This is a genomic window from Haemophilus haemolyticus M19501, from assembly GCF_000222025.1.
Lineage (GTDB): Bacteria > Pseudomonadota > Gammaproteobacteria > Enterobacterales > Pasteurellaceae > Haemophilus > Haemophilus haemolyticus_G.
In genome coordinates this window covers 1-17,040 of the sequence record NZ_AFQO01000017.1, presented here as the reverse complement: position 1 = coordinate 17,040, position 17,040 = coordinate 1, and the positions used below count along the sequence as shown (strand labels likewise).

The window sequence follows — 17,040 nt, the reverse complement described above, 5'->3', positions numbered from 1 at the left end:
TAAATAAGCAAGTATCATAATCCAATCTGCCTATAATTTGCCACACCAGTTCGTTATTAATTCAATATATTTAGGAGAACATTATGTTTGCAGATTGGAAAGAAGAAACATCACACGTTAAAAAATCATTCGGTGCGTTAGGTAAACAATATCCAAAAATGTTACAAGCTTACCAAGCATTAGGCGCGGCAGCGGCAGAAGACAATGTGCTTGACGCTAAAACTCGTGAACTTATCGCATTAGCCGTTGCTGTAACAACTCGTTGCGAAAGCTGCATTAGCGTACACGCAGAAGAAGCGGTAAAAGCTGGCGCAAGCGAAGCTGAAGTGGCTGCAGCATTAGCAATGTCTATCGCGTTGAATGCAGGCGCGGCTTACACTTATTCTTTACGTGCATTGGAAGCATATAACGTACAGAAAGGTTAATTACCCGTCATTCCATAGAGTTAAGTTGATTAAAGGAAAGGGAGTATTTTTAATACTCCCTTTGTTTTATCGATATTTGACTGCCTAATAAAATAAAAGCATTTTGTGATTAAAATTCTAACGATTTTCTAGCGCTTTTTTCACAGGGGCAAAGCTACGACGATGTTGCGGTAACGCGCCAAGTTCAGCTAATTTTTCCAAATGTAATTTGGTCGGATAGCCTTTATGCTGGGCAAAAGCGTATTCTGGATATTGCTTGTCTAATTCTTCCATTTCTTGGTCTCGTGCCACTTTCGCCAAAATAGAGGCTGCACTGATTTCCGCCACAAGGCTATCGCCTTTTACGACGGCTTGCGCTGGAATATCTAAATCTTTTGGGATCTTATTGCCATCAACCAACACAAAGTGCGGTTGAATTTTTAAAGATTTTACTGCCCGAGTCATTGCCAGCAAGGAGGCTTGCAGGATATTTATCTCGTCAATTTCGTTAGCTTCAGCTCGACCTAATGCCCAAGCAAGGGCTTTTTCTTTGATTTCTTCAGCAAGGGCTAAACGTTTTTTCTCAGAAAGTTTTTTAGAATCAGCGAGGCCTTCAATTGGGTTATTCGGATCTAAAATGACGGCAGCCGTTACAACGGCCCCAACTAGAGGGCCGCGTCCAACTTCATCAACGCCAGCGATCAATTCATAGCCTTGTGGATATTCAAACATTTTCTGTTCCTTCTAATAAATCAATGACTGCTTGGGCTGCTTGCTTATCGGCATTGCATTGAATTTTTTGGTGTAAATCCGTGAAGTGCTGAATTAAAACATGGCGATTTTTTACCGCACTTTCATCATCCGAAAGATAAGCAGATAGTTTTTCAGCGAGCAATTCTGGCGTGCATTCTTCTTGAATCATTTCAGGAACGAGCATTTCATTCGCAAGCAAGTTTGGTAAAGAAATATAATCGGTTTTCACTAAACGTTTTGCTAAGAAATAGGTCAGTGGTTTCATTCGATAGCCAACCACCATGGGGGATTTACACAGCATTGCTTCAAGTGCTGCTGTCCCTGACGCAAGCAATGTTGCATTAGCTGAGATCATTGCTTGTCGTGCATTGCCATCAATTAAATGCAGGTCTAGATTTGGCGCAATTTTAGCTTTAATGGCTTCAAATTGCATTCGTCGTTTTTCGTTCACCAAAGGAACTAGGAATTGTAAATCAGGAAATTGTTCTTTTAACAATAAAGCGGTTTTCAAGAAAGGCTCAGCCAGAAATTCCACTTCTGAACCACGGCTTCCAACTAGGATAGCTAAATAGCGTTGTGCGGGATCAATCTGTAGCATTTGGCAGGCTTCGGCACGGTTTGGTTTGAGTGGAATAGCATCTGCCATTGTATGTCCAATAAAACGGCAAGGTACGTTAAATTTATCGTAAAAGGCTTTCTCAAAAGGCAAAAAGGCAAGAACTTGGTGAGTCGCTTTGGCAATTTTATGGATGCGATTTTGACGCCAAGCCCATACAGAGGGGCTCACGTAATGAATAGTTTTAATTCCGTTTGCTTTGAGCTTGAGTTCTACATCCAAATTAAAATCAGGTGCATCAATGCCGATGTAAACATCAGGCTTTTCTTGCAACATGGTTTGAATGACATTTTTGCGAATTTTCAACAGACGAGGAAGATGTTTCAAAATTTCAGCTAAGCCCATGACTGAAAGCTCTTCCATATCGACAAGCGTCTCACAGCCTTCAGCCAACATTCTTGGGCCTGCAATGCCAATAAAGCGAGCATTAGGATAATGAGCTTTGAGCTGGCGTATTAATCCCGCCCCGAGAATATCGCCAGATACTTCTCCAGCAACAAGAGCAATGGTTGGATTTGTTTTGTTCATCAAATTTATCCTAAAAAATAACCGCACTTTGGTGTGCAAAGTGCGGTTGAAAATAAAGAAGTTTTATTAACGAATAATTCCGCGAGTTGAACGTTTGAAAAATTCAACAAAGAAACTGATCGCTGAATCGGTTTCCGCAATTTGCTCAATTTCTGGTAACACTTCTTCAAGTGTTTTACCGCTACGGTAGAGCATTTTATAAACGTTACGGATAGCGTGCATAGTTGGTTTATCAAAACCACGACGTTTTAAACCCTCTAAGTTTACGCCAAATGGACGGGCGTGGTTGCCTTGAGCCATAACATAAGGAGGTACATCTTGGCTTACCATAGAACCGCCGCCTAACATGACGTGTGCACCAACGATCACAAATTGGTGAATTGCTGACATACCACCAACAATGACGAAATCATCTAATTCTACGTGACCTGCAAGCGTTGCATTGTTTGCCAAAATACAGTTGTTTTTAATTTGGCAATCATGTGCAACGTGAACATTCACCATTAATAAATTGTTATTGCCAATAGCGGTTACGCCACCGCCTTGGATCGTGCCTCGATGGATTGTCACGTGTTCACGAATTCGGTTGCCATTACCAATAATCGTTTTGGTTGCTTCGCCGTTATATTTTAAATCTTGGTTCACTTCACCAATGCTAGCGAATTGATAGATTTCATTATCTTCGCCAATAACTGTATCACCACGTACGACAACGTGAGATTTCAATACGGTGCGAGCTTTAATTTCAACAGTGCCTTCAACAATACAGAAAGGCCCGATAACAACACCTTCACCAATAACCGCGCCTTCTTCAACTAAGGCCGTTGGATGGATTTTTGCATTTGGGTGGATCATATTTACCCCCTTAATTAACGACGAGCGCACATTAGTTTTGCTTCACAAGCAATTTCACCATTTACGGTTGCTACGCCAGTAAATGCAGTGATGCCACGGCGTTCTTTAATCACTTGAACGTTTAATTCCATTTGATCTCCAGGTAACACTGGGCGTTTAAAGCGCGCTTCATCAATACCTGCGAAATAGAATAATTCACCGCCTTTTAATTCGTGAGTTTTAAAGGCTAAAATGCCCATTGCTTGTGCCAAAGCTTCTAAAATTAAAACGCCCGGTAAAATAGGTTCGCCAGGGAAGTGACCTGTGAAACAAGGCTCATTGACGCTAATATTTTTAATCGCTTTTAACCATTCACCTTCTTTAAAATCCAATACGCGATCCACTAATAAAAATGGATAGCGATGTGGTAATAAACTCATAATTTCTTTTGATTCGATCACTCTTGGTTGTTGTTCTGACACGTTGACACCTTACAAAAAATAAACAAATAAAATCTGTCGGATTATACGATATTTACGGCTAAAAATAAAACGCACCCAATATAGCCTAGTGTTTAGGACGAATATCAATGGCAGGATCGTCATCTTTACGATATTTTTCATCAATTCGTTTTTGCAATCCAAAGTCATTTTTATCCGACTCGTTAGAAAATAAATCTTCTGTTTGCGTTAATTGAGGATTTTTAATTCCCATCCAATTTGCGATTCCTTCTAAGAAGTTCAACCCAGATTTAAACACCTTATATTCTTTGCGTTCGGTGTCATCCGACGAAATTTTGAATAACGGAATATTATGATGTTCTCGACTGAAACAGTTTTGATTGAACAAAAGTATATTGTTTTTTTCATCTTGTTGGTGGCATAAACCGTGATCTGAGAAATAAATCATTGAGAAAGTGCGGTGATTTTTCTTCGCGTTTTCTGCAAGCTGATCATATACGCGTTTTAAAAATTCATCAGTTTTCTTAATAGACGACACATAGCAATTTAAGTAACCATATCTCGGATTAAGATCTTTATCGTTAAAGATTTTTGGATAATCTTCGACACGGTCGCAAGCCATTGGATGTGAGCCATAAATATGCAACACAATAAAACGTTTTCCTTGAATAGGATCTTCTAGTACTTGGGCGAATTTTGGTAATAAATCAAAATCACTAAAGTTAGTAGAATTAAAGCTCCCGCCTTTTTTCAAGAAAAAGGTTTCATCAGATTTTGAAGCAAGAGATGAAACTGGCGTATCGAATTCACCGAGCATACCTTGATTAGAAAGCCAATAAGTTTTCACGCCTGCAGATTTGATGAGATCGACTAAACTCAAACTGTAATTGGGTTCCCATTTTTCTTTGTTAGGAAGGGTTAACATAAGTCGAAGTGAGGCGACGGTATTGGTTCCTGCTGAACGAAAACCATCAATCAATGTGCCTTTAGCGCTAGACATAAATGGCGTGTTTTCAATTGGATAGCCGTAGGCATTGTGATAATCTTTCCGTGCACTTTCACCAAGAACAATCACATAATCATCATAGCGTGAATTTTCTAATGTTGATTTTCCCCAGTTATCAGATTGGGACATTTGTTTGAGTTTTTGTACTTCATCCACAATTTTTAATGTAGAACTTACGGTTTCTTTAATCGGTTCAGCAAGCGGCATGTTGTAAGCAAAAAGCAATGTCGCCAAGGCAATAAATGTTTTATTACGATAAAATTTTATGCCAAATTTCACCGCACTTTTGTACTGAAGAAAAATCAAAATAGGAATGGCGAAAGCAATTAAGTAACTACTCACTGGGATTTGCAATAGAAATTCCTTTGTTTCCAACATATCTGTCGCGAAAAGCGAGGCGATATATTGGTAGCTTGGAGGGCCAAAATTTAGTCCTGTAGGCGTATAAAAAGCATGCAGTAATGCAAGCGGTAGCAAAATAAAATAAAAGGATTTTTTACTGCTACTTAATAAGAGAATAGTTGTTGTCGCAAGCAGAATGAGAACCACAGTTGGTTCTGTAAACATTCCAGAACCGATTAAAATAAAATAACCTGCTAATGCGGCACAAATCACCGCAAAAAGTGCGGGCAAAATTGGGCTTGTTTTTTTCGTGTTCATAATTGTCTTCCCTGAAAAGAAAATGCCGCTATTATCCTCCTTTCACTCAGAATTTCCATATTTAACTTCTTCACTCTTGAGCGGTTATTTTATAGAATAAGCCAATTTTTTAAGCCAGAGGGAAAAAACAATGAGCCAACCAATTTATAAACGTATTTTATTGAAATTAAGCGGTGAAGCATTACAAGGAGAAGATGGTTTTGGTATCGATCCTGCAATTCTCGATCGTATGGCTGTTGAAATTAAAGAATTAGTGGAAATGGGCGTGGAAGTTGGTGTCGTTCTTGGTGGTGGAAACTTATTCCGTGGCGCAAAACTAGCAAAAGCTGGGATGAATCGCGTGGTGGGCGACCATATGGGAATGCTTGCTACGGTGATGAATGGTTTGGCAATGCGTGATTCTTTATTCCGCGCTGATGTGAATGCAAAATTAATGTCAGCTTTCCAATTAAATGGTATTTGCGATACTTATAACTGGTCTGAAGCAATCAAAATGTTACGTGAAAAACGCGTAGTCATTTTCTCTGCGGGAACAGGAAGTCCATTCTTTACCACTGATTCTGCTGCTTGTTTGCGTGGTATTGAAATTGAAGCTGATGTTGTGTTGAAAGCGACTAAAGTTGATGGTGTGTATGATTGTGATCCAGCGAAAAATCCTGATGCAAAACTTTATAAAAATTTAAGTTATGCAGAAGTGATCGATAAAGAATTACAAGTGATGGACTTAGCGGCGTTTACTTTAGCTCGTGATCATGGCATGCCGATCCGAGTATTCAATATGGGTAAACCTGGTGCATTACGTCAAGTAGTGACTGGTACCGAAGAAGGCACCACTATTTGTTAGTGAATGTTGAAAAGTAAAACGGTAGGAAAATTCCTACCGTTTTTGTTTGGCTACAGCCTAGAGATTATAACAATCCACCTTGACCTAAGGCTGGGTCAGTTTCACGTGCTTTTAATGCATCTTCAACGGTTAAGCCCAATGCTTTTGCAACGCCTTCACCATATGCTGGCTCACACCAGTGACAGTTACGGATATGACGGTATTTGATGAACTCAGGTGCATCACCCATTGCAGCTGCAGTGTTGTTGAATAACGCTTGTTTTTGCTCTGCACTCATTAAGTTAAATAATGCTCGCGGTTGGCTGAAGTAATCATTATCATCATTACGGAAATCCCAGTGTGCCGCATCACCATTAATGCGAAGCGGTGGTTCAGCAAAGTCTGGTTGTTGTTGCCATTGGCTGAAGCTGTTTGGCTCGTAGTGCGGTAGGCTACCATAGTTGCCGTCTACACGGCCTTGGCCATCACGTTGGTTGCTATGAACAGGGCAACGTGGACGGTTTACTGGAATTTGACGGTAGTTCACACCTAAACGGTAACGTTGTGCATCCGCATAGTTGAATAAACGAGCTTGTAACATTCTGTCAGGACTTGCACCGATACCCGGCACCAAGTTACTTGGTGCAAATGCAGATTGTTCTACATCTGCAAAGAAGTTCTCTGGGTTACGGTTTAATTCAAACTCACCGACTTCAATTAATGGGTAGTCTTTTTTCGGCCATACTTTAGTTAAGTCGAATGGATGATAAGGCACTTTTTCCGCATCTGCTTCAGGCATAATTTGTACGAATAGCGTCCATTTCGGGAAGTCGCCACGTTCAATTGCTTCGTATAAATCACGTTGATGGCTTTCACGATCATTTGCGATAACTGCAGCTGCTTCTGCATCGGTTAAGTTTTTAATACCTTGTTGAGTATGAAAATGGAATTTTACCCAGAAACGTTCACCCGCTTCGTTCCAGAAACTGTAAGTATGTGAACCATAACCATGCATATGACGATAGCTTGCTGGAATACCACGATCACTCATAACAACGGTTACTTGGTGCAATGCTTCAGGTAATAATGTCCAAAAATCCCAGTTGTTAGTGGCTGAACGCATATTGGTACGTGGATCGCGTTTTACTGCTTTGTTTAAATCTGGGAATTTACGAGGATCACGTAAGAAGAATACCGGGGTGTTGTTACCCACTAAGTCCCAGTTACCTTCTTCGGTATAGAATTTTAATGCGAAACCACGAATATCACGTTCAGCATCAGCTGCACCACGTTCACCTGCAACAGTGGTAAAACGTGCGAACATTTCTGTTTTTTTGCCAACTTCACTGAAAATTTTTGCGCGAGTATATTTAGTAATATCGTGTGTGACAGTAAAGGTACCAAATGCACCAGAACCTTTTGCGTGCATACGACGCTCTGGAATAACTTCGCGTACGAAATCAGCTAATTTTTCGTTAAGCCATAAATCTTGTGAAAGTAATGGACCACGCGGACCAGCAGTTAAACTGTTTTGATTGTCCGCCACAGGGGCGCCATTTCCCATAGTTAGGTTAGTAGAAGATAAATGCGAAAAAGGGCATTGAGAACTCATTATTAACTCCTTGTATGTATGAAATAAGTAGGGTTGAAATAAATTTCGTGAAACATCATACAAAAAGGTTTTAACGATTGAAATCTATTAAATCAATCAAAAAAAACTATGCAAGATAACAAGGTTTTGAGATTTGATGAGACCTTTGCAAAATTTCCCAAAATCCCCTAAATTCCCACCAAGACATTTAGGGGATTTCTCATGAGCACCTTCTTCCAGCAAACCGCCTAAGCCATGATTGCCAAACATATTGACCGCTTCCCGCTCTTGAAGTTGGATCAGGTGATTGATTGGCAACTGATCGAACAGTACCTGAATCGTCAAAGAACCCGTTACCTCCGAGACCACCGCGGCCGTCCCGCCTATCCCCTGCTGTCTATGTTCAAAGCCGTCCTGCTCGGACAATGGCTCATCCTCTCCGATCCTGAACTCGAACACAGCCTCATTACCCGTATTGATTTCAACCTGTTTTGCCGTTTTGACGAGTTGAGCATCCCCGATTACAGCACCTTATGCCGCTACCGCAACTGGCTGGCGCAAGACGATACCCTGTCCGAATTGCTGGAACTGATTAACCGCCAACAGACCGAAAAAAACCTAAAAGTAGAGAAAGCATCCGCCGCCGTCATTGACGCCACCATTATTCAGACCGTCGGCAGCAAACAACATTAGGCCATAGAAATCGATGACGAAGGACAAGTTAGCGGTCAAACCACACCGAGTAAAGACAGCGATGCTCGCTGGACAAAGAAAAACGGTTTATACAAACTCGGTTACAAACAACATACCCGTACCAATGCGGAAGGCTATATCGAGAAACTGTACATTACCCCCGCCAATGCCCATGAGTGCAACCACCTGTCGCCTTTGCTGGAAGGTATAGCCGAAGATACGGCCGTCTATGCCGATAAAGGCTACGACAGTAAGGAAAACCGGCAACATCTGAAAGAACATCGGTTGTTGGACGGCATTATGCGCAAAGCCTACCGCAACCGTCTGCTGACGGAAAATCAAACGAAGCGCAACCGCTATTTGTCGAAGACCCGTTATGTGGTTGAACAAAGCTTCGGTACGCTGCACCGTAAATTCCGCTATGCCCGGGCAGCCTATTTCGGACTGATTAAAGTGAGTGCACAAAGCCATATAAAGGCGATGTGTTTAAACCTATTGAAAGCGGCTAACAGACTAAGTGTGCCTGCTGCCTTATTATGGGGCATCTGGGGAGGATTAAGGGGGTATTTGGGTAAAATCAGGAGGTATTGGGGGAGGGAAAGAGCCGAAAACCTGTGTTTGGGTTCCGGCTGTCGAAGGAAGGGCTTTTTTGCAAAGGTCTCGGATGGATTTGTTTTTTGATTTCTATCCGCATCCGCAAGCAATTTTTCGAGGGTATTAAGAATTAAAAATAGATGTCTGCTTGAGAGGGGAAGGGCAAGGGGCGATATCGACTGTTTCGAATTACTATTATGAGAAATTAAGTTTGAACCAGTACAGCCTTACCTTGCCGTAGCTCAAAGGGAACACTTATCAAGGTCAAAGTACCCAATGAATTGGGCTTAATACAGTCTGAGACCTTATTGCTTTGTCCTGATTTAAATCTAATCCACTATATTATGTCTTAAGGTCGTCTGAAAACACAGTTTCCATGGCATTAAGCCTTGAACTTGGGGTTAAGACGACCTTTTCTATTTTCAACCACTCAATCAACGCCTCCGCTGCCTGCGTTTTGTGGCGGTTGGGCGGGTAGCACAAGGCCATCGGTGGATAGATGGCCGGGCGTGAGCGAAAATTTCCAGCAGTGCGCCCGAGACAAGTTGGTCGGCGACGGCGTAATGCGGCAGCCACGCCAGCCCCAAGCCGTCGAGGGCGGCGGTTTTGATGAGGGCGGTGCTGTTGAATGTGAGGATGGCCGGAACGCGTACGCGGTGGATTTGCCAGTTTTTGAAAAACTCCCAGTCGTCCAAGCGGTTAAAGGCGTTGAACGCGGGTACGATGCAGCGGTGTTGCACCAGTTCGGACGGCGTTTCAGGCTGCCCGTGGCGGGTGAGATAGTCGGACGCGGCAACGACGCACATCGCCCGTTCGCCCGAAATCGGCACGGCGACCATATCCTGCGCCACATCGTCCAGCGGTCACACACCGAAATCAAAGCCCTGCGCCACAATATCCGACCAACTGTTGTTAATCAAAATCTCCACATCCACCTCGGGAAATTCCGCCAAAAACGACCGCACTTTCGGGTAAATCAGGTAATAAGCCGGATTTTCGGCGGCGTTAATCCGCAACTTGCCCGACACCTTGCCGCTCAAATCGCCCAACACCGCCAGCTCATCCTGAATCCCGCCAAACATCAGCGCAATTCGCTCATACAGCCGCTGCCCCGCCTCGGTGGGCGACATGGAACGGGTGGTACGGTTTAACAGTTTGGTATTTAAGCGGTTTTCCAAGTCGTTCATACGGTGGCTGAGCGCAGACGGCTGCACCCCGAGCGACTGCGCCGCCCGGCTGAAATTGCCGAGCTTGACGACTTGGGTAAAGGCGTAGAGGTCGTTGAAGTTGCGGTTTTGCATTAAATAATCTCTATATTTACTAAATTTGAGTTAAAAAAACTATAACCCTAAGGTTTTGTTGATTTCTTCTACAATATTCTCATCTTTTGAGAGTATTACAGGGAAGTCTTTTATATTTAATACGGGGCTATTTATGTGAACAGCTAAATGTTCCTTATCCTCACTTAATTTAAATGTAAATATTGATGAGTTTTGTTTATTTATACCTTGAGCTTTAACGTTAAAGTCTATATCTAACTTGCCATCTGCAAAATCAGCATAGATAGGAGTGATAATAGATAAGGCGATTTCTCTCAGTATTTCTTCTTCTCTAATCTCCACGCCATTAGATGAATAATTAAGGCAACTAACTATGTTTTCATACTGATGTCTCAAGCTATCATCTTGTGACTTATATATTTTTTCTGTTTCCGATATGGAAAATTCAATTTTATCCCCCTCAACTGTTTGCTTGTTAATATAATAAGATTCTATTGTTCCTTTCCTTAATATAAACAAGCCTGTCTTTTCAAAAATACTAAATAGGGATTCTATTGTGTTTTTAATTCGATTAGATTCAGCATCTTTAGATTCATTATTAAATAGACTACAAAAAATATCTCTACGGCCTGAATTTTGATCTGAATATTCTGTATTATTCTCACTATTCATTATTTTTTCATCTGCATATTTGATAAAATTATCTCTAACACTTTTTGTAAATTCTTTTATTGAGCTGTGCCCATTTTTTGAAGATATATTGTTGGCATTTTCCTCTATTTCTTTATCTAAGTAAAAGTTATTGATTAAGTCTAAGCCATCTACAAACATATCAGCATCAGCTAAAACAATAGGTTTTTTACCCATTAGTCTTAATAATTTTACTGTTGCTGGAAATTCATTCTTTCCATTAACAGGTAAAATTTGGCTTCCTGACGCTTCTAAATTTAATCCCAGTTTATCTGATAGTGCATTACAGATAATCACATCTGATGGTCCTTCGACAAGTAAAGGCTTATAGGAAAATAAAGATAGTTTATGCTCTTGGCCTAATCTCTTTATTAAACTTTGCAAACCTTTATTTTTTAATATATTGTTATCTTTAGAAATCTGTACAGGATCTTGTTTTAAATCGTAGCAAAAAATAAGAGATGATAAATCTCCAATGTGATTTATTCTTATCATTTCAGTTGAATGTGTTGCAATAATGATAATTTTTTTGTTATTTCCCACCTCGGGTTTTCCAGCAATTGATAAAATCTCTTTTAATAAAAATGCCTGTAATTGTGGATGCAATGAAACTTCTGGTTCATCAATAAGTAATACACCTACTTCATCATCATATAGAGCAGACAATAATGCCGTCAGATGTAATAAACCTGAAGCTTCTCGCGCAGAAGAGTATTGTTCAGAACCTTTTTGAAGTCTTGAAAAGTAAATATGTAAATTTCCACCATCCCAGTCAATATTAATATCCCTATTGAATAGCTTTCTTAATCGTTCTTTAACTTTTATTAGAATATCTGGTCTAGCAGAAAGAGTATGAAGATCTCCTTCAATTGTTTCGATCTGATGTCTACGGGTTGAGTAATCTTTTGAACCATGCATTGGATTGCTTTCAACATAACCATATCCTCTATAATCAGAACGGTATTGTTCAAACATTCCCATTCTTCCGGCAGAGATAAATCGAATTTTCTTTTGTGCAATTTGATCAGGGTGAAAGGCACTTTTAAAACCTTTTAATAAATGTGTCTTTCCTGAACCATTAGCCCCTAAAATAACGGTAAATGGATTTTCTAGTATAATTTTTCTTTCAATAGTTCCTTCATGGCTATCAAGAAATAGATTTAAATTAATAGGAGAAAACATAGTATAGCAATCCTCGAAATAATTTGGGTTAGAAAAGACACTCATTTTAGTACAAATACAAGTAGTTTAATTAAAATAATTCCACACTAACCAATCCACCACATGCACCACCTTAACCCCATCCACTTCGCCCACATCCATTCTGTTCGCCGTCAGCACGGTTTTTTGATAATTATCAGGCAGGTTGACTAGATTGCCGACTTCTCGGTTGCTGTTTTCGGGCAGTTGCATGGCGATTTGGAAATACTGGATTTCCGTGCCTTTTTTCGCCACGAAGTCAATTTCGGTGTTATCGTAGCTGCCCACGTCCACTTGGTAGCCACGGCGCAGCAGTTCGATAAACACAATGTTTTCAATCTGATGCCCGAAGTTGTCGCGGAACGATTTGTTCAGCGTGGCGTTGCGCAAGCCCGTGTCCACGCTGTAATACTTGGCTTGGGTGCGCAGGTGGGCTTTGCCGCGCAGGTCGTAGCGGCGGGCTTGGTAGAAGATGAACGCCTGTTCCAGCAGGTCCACATATTTGGCAATGGCGTTGTTGCTTGCGCCCGTACCCTCGTTTTTCAGGATGTTGGCGATGTTGTTAATGGAAATGCTGTTGCCTGTTTCACTCAATAAAAAGGCGGCGAGGCGGCTCAACACGCCGTCGTTGCGCAGGTTGGCACGCTCGCTCACATCTTTGAGTAAAATCGAATTGAAAATACCGTCCAAAATCGTGCGGCGCACTTCTTCGTCTTCCACCAACGCCGTGGCGGGGAAACCGCCGCGCTGCACATATTCGGGAAAAAGTGTGTCCGGCACGCCGTCGAATTGGCGGAATTGCATATATTCTTGAAATGAAAGGGGAAACACAGGAATTTCCACCATTCGCCCCACCAGCAGCGTCGCCAGCTCGCCCGACAGCAGCGAGGAATTTGAGCCCGACAGATAAATATCCGCATCCAAATCCACCCGCAGGCTGTTCACGGCATCTTCCCAGCCTGCAACCCGTTGAATCTCATCAAAAAACAGATACATTTTCTGCCCCGCCTGCGCACGCTCCATCACATAGCGGTACAGCGTTTCGGCGGTGCGCAAGGCTTGGAGCTGCATGGATTCAAAGTTCAAAAACACAATCTGTGCCTCTGCCACACCGCTGGTTTGCAAATAACGGCGGAACATTTCCAGCACAAAAGTCTTGCCCGAACGGCGCACGCCGGTGATGACTTTGATAAATTCACTGTTTTGGTATTTTTTCAAGCGGTTGAGATAAATGGGGCGGTCAAATACAGTTTGCAGCATAATGAAAACTTCCTAAATTTTGCTAGATTATTTTCATTATAATGCAAAGTTAAAGGGTTTTATAGGCTGATTTTCAGTATAGTGAAAATAAAAGGTCGTCTGAAAGCCTGATTGCTGAATTTTCCTCACAACGGCATTGCCATTTTCCCTAAAGACATCGTTTACATTCGTTAGGTTGTCTATGCCACAATGTGGCAGATTTAATTTTCATTTCCTTGGCATCAAAACTGCCCAGTAAATGAAAGCGATAATAAATATGCCAAATTCCATCGGCATAAGGCTCGAACGCTACAGGTTCATTGGCAAGCACTTGGCTGAGATAATAAGTTTTTCCTTGCCATTTGATTTCGCCACTGAGTTTCACTTTGCGGATTTCAACATTATCCCCATAGTCATATGGCTCAATGTGACCTGTATAAATTCGCTTTGACGGCTCATAACATTCGGCAGGTGTTTTACGACCAATGCCTTCGTGTGAACGTTCTTCGTTGTATTCTCGTAAGAATTGGTTGAAGAATGTCTGTTGAGCTTCAAAGCTATTTTGAGGTTGAAGCGCTGCTTTTAAGCTACGGTGCATTCGCTCGTGTCGTCCGTTTTGCTCTGGGTGTGATGGCTTAATTCGTTCAGGACGAATACCTAAGTCAATCCACCATTTAGAAAGTTTGCTGATTCCACCTAATGCTTGTGATGCAAAAGGTGAGCCGTTATCGGTACGAATTGAATACGGCAGACCAAATTGCTCAAAAAGGCGTTCAAACTCAGCAATAACAGGCGCTGATTTTGTATTCGGCAACCCCTTACAGCAAAATAAAAAGCGACTGAAATTATCCGTAATCGTCAGCGGATAGCAGAACTTCTGATTGCTGAGTAAAAATTTCCCCTTGAAGTCAGCACTCCAAGTGGCATTGGGTGCGGTGCATTCGCCAAAAGGTTGTGTGTCTGCACTCATACGACGCTTCGTCTTACGAGGCTGAACTAACCCTGCACGCGCCAAAATTAAATCGCCCGTGCTATCAGCTGGTTTTTTCGCCTCTGGAAAATGCCGAGTAAAGCTATCTAAAAGCTTTTTGGCACCCCAGTGAGGACGTTTAAGTTTCTCACTGATAAGCCAGTCACAAATCCATTGTGGCGTGGCATTAGGGCTATGATGAGGTTTACGAGATAACTCGGTTAAGCCCTCAAAGCCAAGCTGTTCGTGGCGTTTAATCCATTTATCTGCCGTTGGACGGCTAATATTAAACTGCTGATACAGTTCAGTTTTAGTATAGCGTTGGCTTAGCCACGCGTTTAAGAAAAGTACACGCTGTTGCATCGCATCGGTCTCTATCCAAGGTATCATCAATCTCCAGTGGATTAGGTATTTTGATGATAAGTTTACGGGAAAAATGTAAACGATGTCCTCGGGTTAGAATGTAAATGATGTTATCAGGTTGTACCGGGTATTTGGGTAAAATCAGGAGGTATTGGGGGAGGGAAAGAGCCGAAAACCTGTGTTTGGGTTCCGGCTGTCGAAGGAAAGGCTTTTTGGCAAAGGTCTCTAGATGTATTTTTATTGGTTTTATAATGCAACAAAAAAGCCTTGAAATTTAAAATTCCAAGGCTTTCTTATAAACTGGTGGAGATAATCGGGATCGAACCGACGACCTCTTGAATGCCATTCAAGCGCTCTCCCAACTGAGCTATATCCCCATAAAAAACAGCAACATGATAAAATTTGACTATGTGGCTGTCAATACGATTTTATTATGTGTTTGTTATCCGATTAAATATTAAGCGTTTTGTACATTAATAAAATCAATAGCACGCTGAATACGCGCAAGTACGCGATCTCTGCCGATACCGACTAGGGTAACATCCATTGATGGCGATTGACCAGAACCTGTCACTGCGACACGTAATGGCATGCCAACTTTACCCATGCCCACTTCTAGTTCTGCAGCCGTTTGCTCAATCGCTTCGTGAGTAGAATGTAAATCCCAGCTAGAAAGTGCGGTTAATTTTTCTTTTACTTTTGCTAGTGTTTCAGCAGCATTGCCTTTGAAATGTTTTTTCGCTGCGGCTTCATCAAAGGTTTCAAATTCTTCAAAAAAATAACGGCTTGAACTTGCCATTTCTTTTAAGGTTTTGCAACGTTCCGCAAGCATAGAGACAATTTCAGTTAATGCAGGACCATTGGTTGTATCAATGCCTTGATCTTTGTAATGCCATTCAAGATGTTTAGCCACATATTCTGGCGGTAATTCGCGGATATAATGTTGATTCAACCATTGTAATTTTTCAGTATTAAATGCACTAGCTGATTTGCTAACGTGATCTAATTCAAAATAATTGATCATTTCTTCGCGACTGAAAATTTCTTGGTCGCCATGTCCCCAGCCTAAACGCACAAGATAGTTGATTAAAGCTTCCGGTAAGTAACCATCATCACGATATTGCATTACGCTCACTGCGCCATGTCGTTTAGAGAGTTTTTGGCCATCATCTCCATTAATCATGGAAACGTGCGCATAGGTTGGAATTGGTGCACCAATTGCTTTTAAAATGTTAATTTGACGTGGCGTATTGTTGATATGATCTTCGCCACGTACCACATGAGTGATGCCCATGTCCCAGTCATCCACGACTACGCAGAAGTTATAAGTTGGTGAACCGTCAGTGCGACGAATAATAAGATCATCAAGCTCACTGTTGCTGATTTCAATACGGCCACGTACGGCATCATCAAATACTACCGAGCCTTCAGTTGGATTTTTAAAACGTACAACGTGGGGTTCATCAGGTGAATGGTTGTGATCGTGTAAGCAGTGACGATCATAACGTGGTTTTTCTTTATTTTGTTCTTGAGTATGACGAAGTTCTTCTAAGCGATCTTTAGTGCAATAGCAACGATATGCTAAGCCTTGTTCAATCATTTCATCGATAACTTGGTTGTAACGATCAAAGCGTTTAGTTTGGTAGTAAGGGCCATGTTCCCACGGAAGATTTAACCATTCCATGCCTTCAATAATTGCAGCAGTTGCTTCTGGTGTTGAACGCTCTAAATCAGTGTCTTCAATTCGTAATACAAATTCGCCGTTATTATGTTTTGCGTATAACCAAGAATAAAGTGCGGTACGTGCGCCACCTACATGTAAATAACCTGTAGGACTAGGAGCAAAACGAGTACGCACTTTTACATTTGGGTCTAAATTAAAAGGAGCATCTAGTTTCATTTTTATAACCTATCTTCAATAAAATATTAGTCGTTATTCTACTACGACTTGTTTTACTTCTAAATAAAAAAGCGGATTTTATGCTTATTTTTACGACAATTAAACAAAATTTAATAAAAAGGTATTGACTGAAAATGCATTCTCCCTATAATGCCAACCCACAACATTAAGGGCGATTAGCTCAGTTGGGAGAGCACCTCCCTTACAAGGAGGGGGTCACTGGTTCGAGACCGGTATCGCCCACCACTTTTCTAAAAAGTGTTCTTAATGTTACTAAGTTTGACCTAGCGGGCGATTAGCTCAGTTGGGAGAGCACCTCCCTTACAAGGAGGGGGTCACTGGTTCGAGACCGGTATCGCCCACCACTTTTCTAAAGTGTCCTTTCCGCTCAAACTTTCCCTTTATATTTAAACGCTTTCTAGTGGGCGATTAGCT

Annotated in this window: 14 protein-coding genes, 3 tRNA genes and 1 pseudogene; 5 read left to right on the top strand and 13 right to left on the bottom strand. The window is 41.5% G+C overall.

All coding sequences use genetic code 11. The features are described from left to right. Positions 1–83: 83 nt before the first annotated feature. The gene (locus GG9_RS00255; RefSeq protein WP_005632890.1) at positions 84–425 is read left to right on the top strand and encodes a carboxymuconolactone decarboxylase family protein; all 342 of its coding nucleotides are present in this window, start codon (positions 84–86) and stop codon (positions 423–425) included. Between the two features lie 117 nt (positions 426–542). Here GG9_RS00255 and rnhB read toward each other — a convergent pair whose 3' ends face one another. The 5 genes from rnhB to GG9_RS00280 all read right to left on the bottom strand — a co-directional run bounded on the left by rnhB (position 543) and on the right by GG9_RS00280 (position 5,262). Continuing rightward, on the bottom strand, positions 543–1,136 hold the full coding sequence (gene rnhB / locus GG9_RS00260) for a ribonuclease HII (protein WP_005632888.1): 594 nt from the start codon (positions 1,134–1,136) through the stop codon (positions 543–545). Further along, positions 1,129–2,301: a lipid-A-disaccharide synthase gene (lpxB, locus tag GG9_RS00265; RefSeq protein WP_005632886.1), complete on the bottom strand. Its 1,173-nt coding sequence runs from the start codon at positions 2,299–2,301 to the stop codon at positions 1,129–1,131. Before lpxB ends, rnhB begins: the two co-directional genes overlap by 8 nt. A 66-nt stretch (positions 2,302–2,367) precedes the next feature. Next, the gene (gene lpxA, locus GG9_RS00270) at positions 2,368–3,156 is read right to left on the bottom strand and encodes an acyl-ACP--UDP-N-acetylglucosamine O-acyltransferase (RefSeq protein ID WP_005632885.1); all 789 of its coding nucleotides are present in this window, start codon (positions 3,154–3,156) and stop codon (positions 2,368–2,370) included. A 14-nt stretch (positions 3,157–3,170) separates the two neighbouring features. Next, positions 3,171–3,575, bottom strand: coding sequence for a 3-hydroxyacyl-ACP dehydratase FabZ (gene fabZ / locus GG9_RS00275; RefSeq protein ID WP_050541747.1), 405 nt, complete (start codon positions 3,573–3,575; stop codon positions 3,171–3,173). Between the two features lie 127 nt (positions 3,576–3,702). Then, on the bottom strand, positions 3,703–5,262 hold the full coding sequence (locus GG9_RS00280) for a phosphoethanolamine transferase (protein ID WP_005632883.1): 1,560 nt from the start codon (positions 5,260–5,262) through the stop codon (positions 3,703–3,705). 130 nt (positions 5,263–5,392) lie between these two features. Between GG9_RS00280 and pyrH the strand changes: the two genes are divergently transcribed. After that, positions 5,393–6,106, top strand: coding sequence for a UMP kinase (gene pyrH / locus GG9_RS00285; RefSeq protein WP_005628053.1), 714 nt, complete (start codon positions 5,393–5,395; stop codon positions 6,104–6,106). 64 nt (positions 6,107–6,170) lie between these two features. Here the strand turns inward: pyrH and GG9_RS00290 are convergent, their stop codons facing one another. After that, complete coding sequence (locus GG9_RS00290) at positions 6,171–7,697, bottom strand: catalase (protein WP_005632882.1); 1,527 nt, start codon at positions 7,695–7,697, stop codon at positions 6,171–6,173. Positions 7,698–7,931: 234 nt separating this feature from the next. On the opposite strand from GG9_RS00290, the pseudogene GG9_RS09420 reads away from it, so the two are divergent. Beyond that, positions 7,932–8,900, top strand: a pseudogene (locus GG9_RS09420) (IS5 family transposase); the annotation flags it as partial. A 497-nt stretch (positions 8,901–9,397) separates the two neighbouring features. Here GG9_RS09420 and GG9_RS09415 read toward each other — a convergent pair. From GG9_RS09415 to gltX, 7 genes are all read right to left on the bottom strand, one after another. Further along, positions 9,398–9,802 carry a LysR substrate-binding domain-containing protein gene (locus tag GG9_RS09415; protein ID WP_080563630.1) on the bottom strand — a complete coding sequence of 135 codons (405 nt, stop codon included), beginning with the start codon at positions 9,800–9,802 and terminating at the stop codon, positions 9,398–9,400. Between the two features lie 24 nt (positions 9,803–9,826). Beyond that, positions 9,827–10,264 carry a LysR family transcriptional regulator gene (locus GG9_RS09410; RefSeq protein WP_080563629.1) on the bottom strand — a complete coding sequence of 146 codons (438 nt, stop codon included), beginning with the start codon at positions 10,262–10,264 and terminating at the stop codon, positions 9,827–9,829. Between the two features lie 39 nt (positions 10,265–10,303). Then, complete coding sequence (locus tag GG9_RS00295) at positions 10,304–12,115, bottom strand: ATP-dependent nuclease (RefSeq protein WP_032825205.1); 1,812 nt, start codon at positions 12,113–12,115, stop codon at positions 10,304–10,306. 66 nt (positions 12,116–12,181) lie between these two features. Further along, the gene (locus GG9_RS00300; protein WP_005632879.1) at positions 12,182–13,393 is read right to left on the bottom strand and encodes an ATP-binding protein; all 1,212 of its coding nucleotides are present in this window, start codon (positions 13,391–13,393) and stop codon (positions 12,182–12,184) included. A gap of 148 nt (positions 13,394–13,541) precedes the next feature. Beyond that, positions 13,542–14,729: a DDE-type integrase/transposase/recombinase gene (locus GG9_RS00305; protein ID WP_050541746.1), complete on the bottom strand. Its 1,188-nt coding sequence runs from the start codon at positions 14,727–14,729 to the stop codon at positions 13,542–13,544. A gap of 277 nt (positions 14,730–15,006) precedes the next feature. After that, positions 15,007–15,082, bottom strand: a tRNA-Ala gene (locus tag GG9_RS0109030). A gap of 80 nt (positions 15,083–15,162) precedes the next feature. Further along, the gene (gene gltX, locus GG9_RS00310) at positions 15,163–16,605 is read right to left on the bottom strand and encodes a glutamate--tRNA ligase (protein WP_005632875.1); all 1,443 of its coding nucleotides are present in this window, start codon (positions 16,603–16,605) and stop codon (positions 15,163–15,165) included. Positions 16,606–16,775: 170 nt separating this feature from the next. Between gltX and GG9_RS0109025 the strand changes: the two genes are divergently transcribed. Both GG9_RS0109025 and GG9_RS0109020 read left to right on the top strand, forming a co-directional pair. Further along, positions 16,776–16,851 (top strand) — tRNA-Val (locus GG9_RS0109025). A 43-nt stretch (positions 16,852–16,894) separates the two neighbouring features. Continuing rightward, positions 16,895–16,970: transfer RNA gene (locus GG9_RS0109020), tRNA-Val, on the top strand. Positions 16,971–17,040 lie beyond the last annotated feature (70 nt).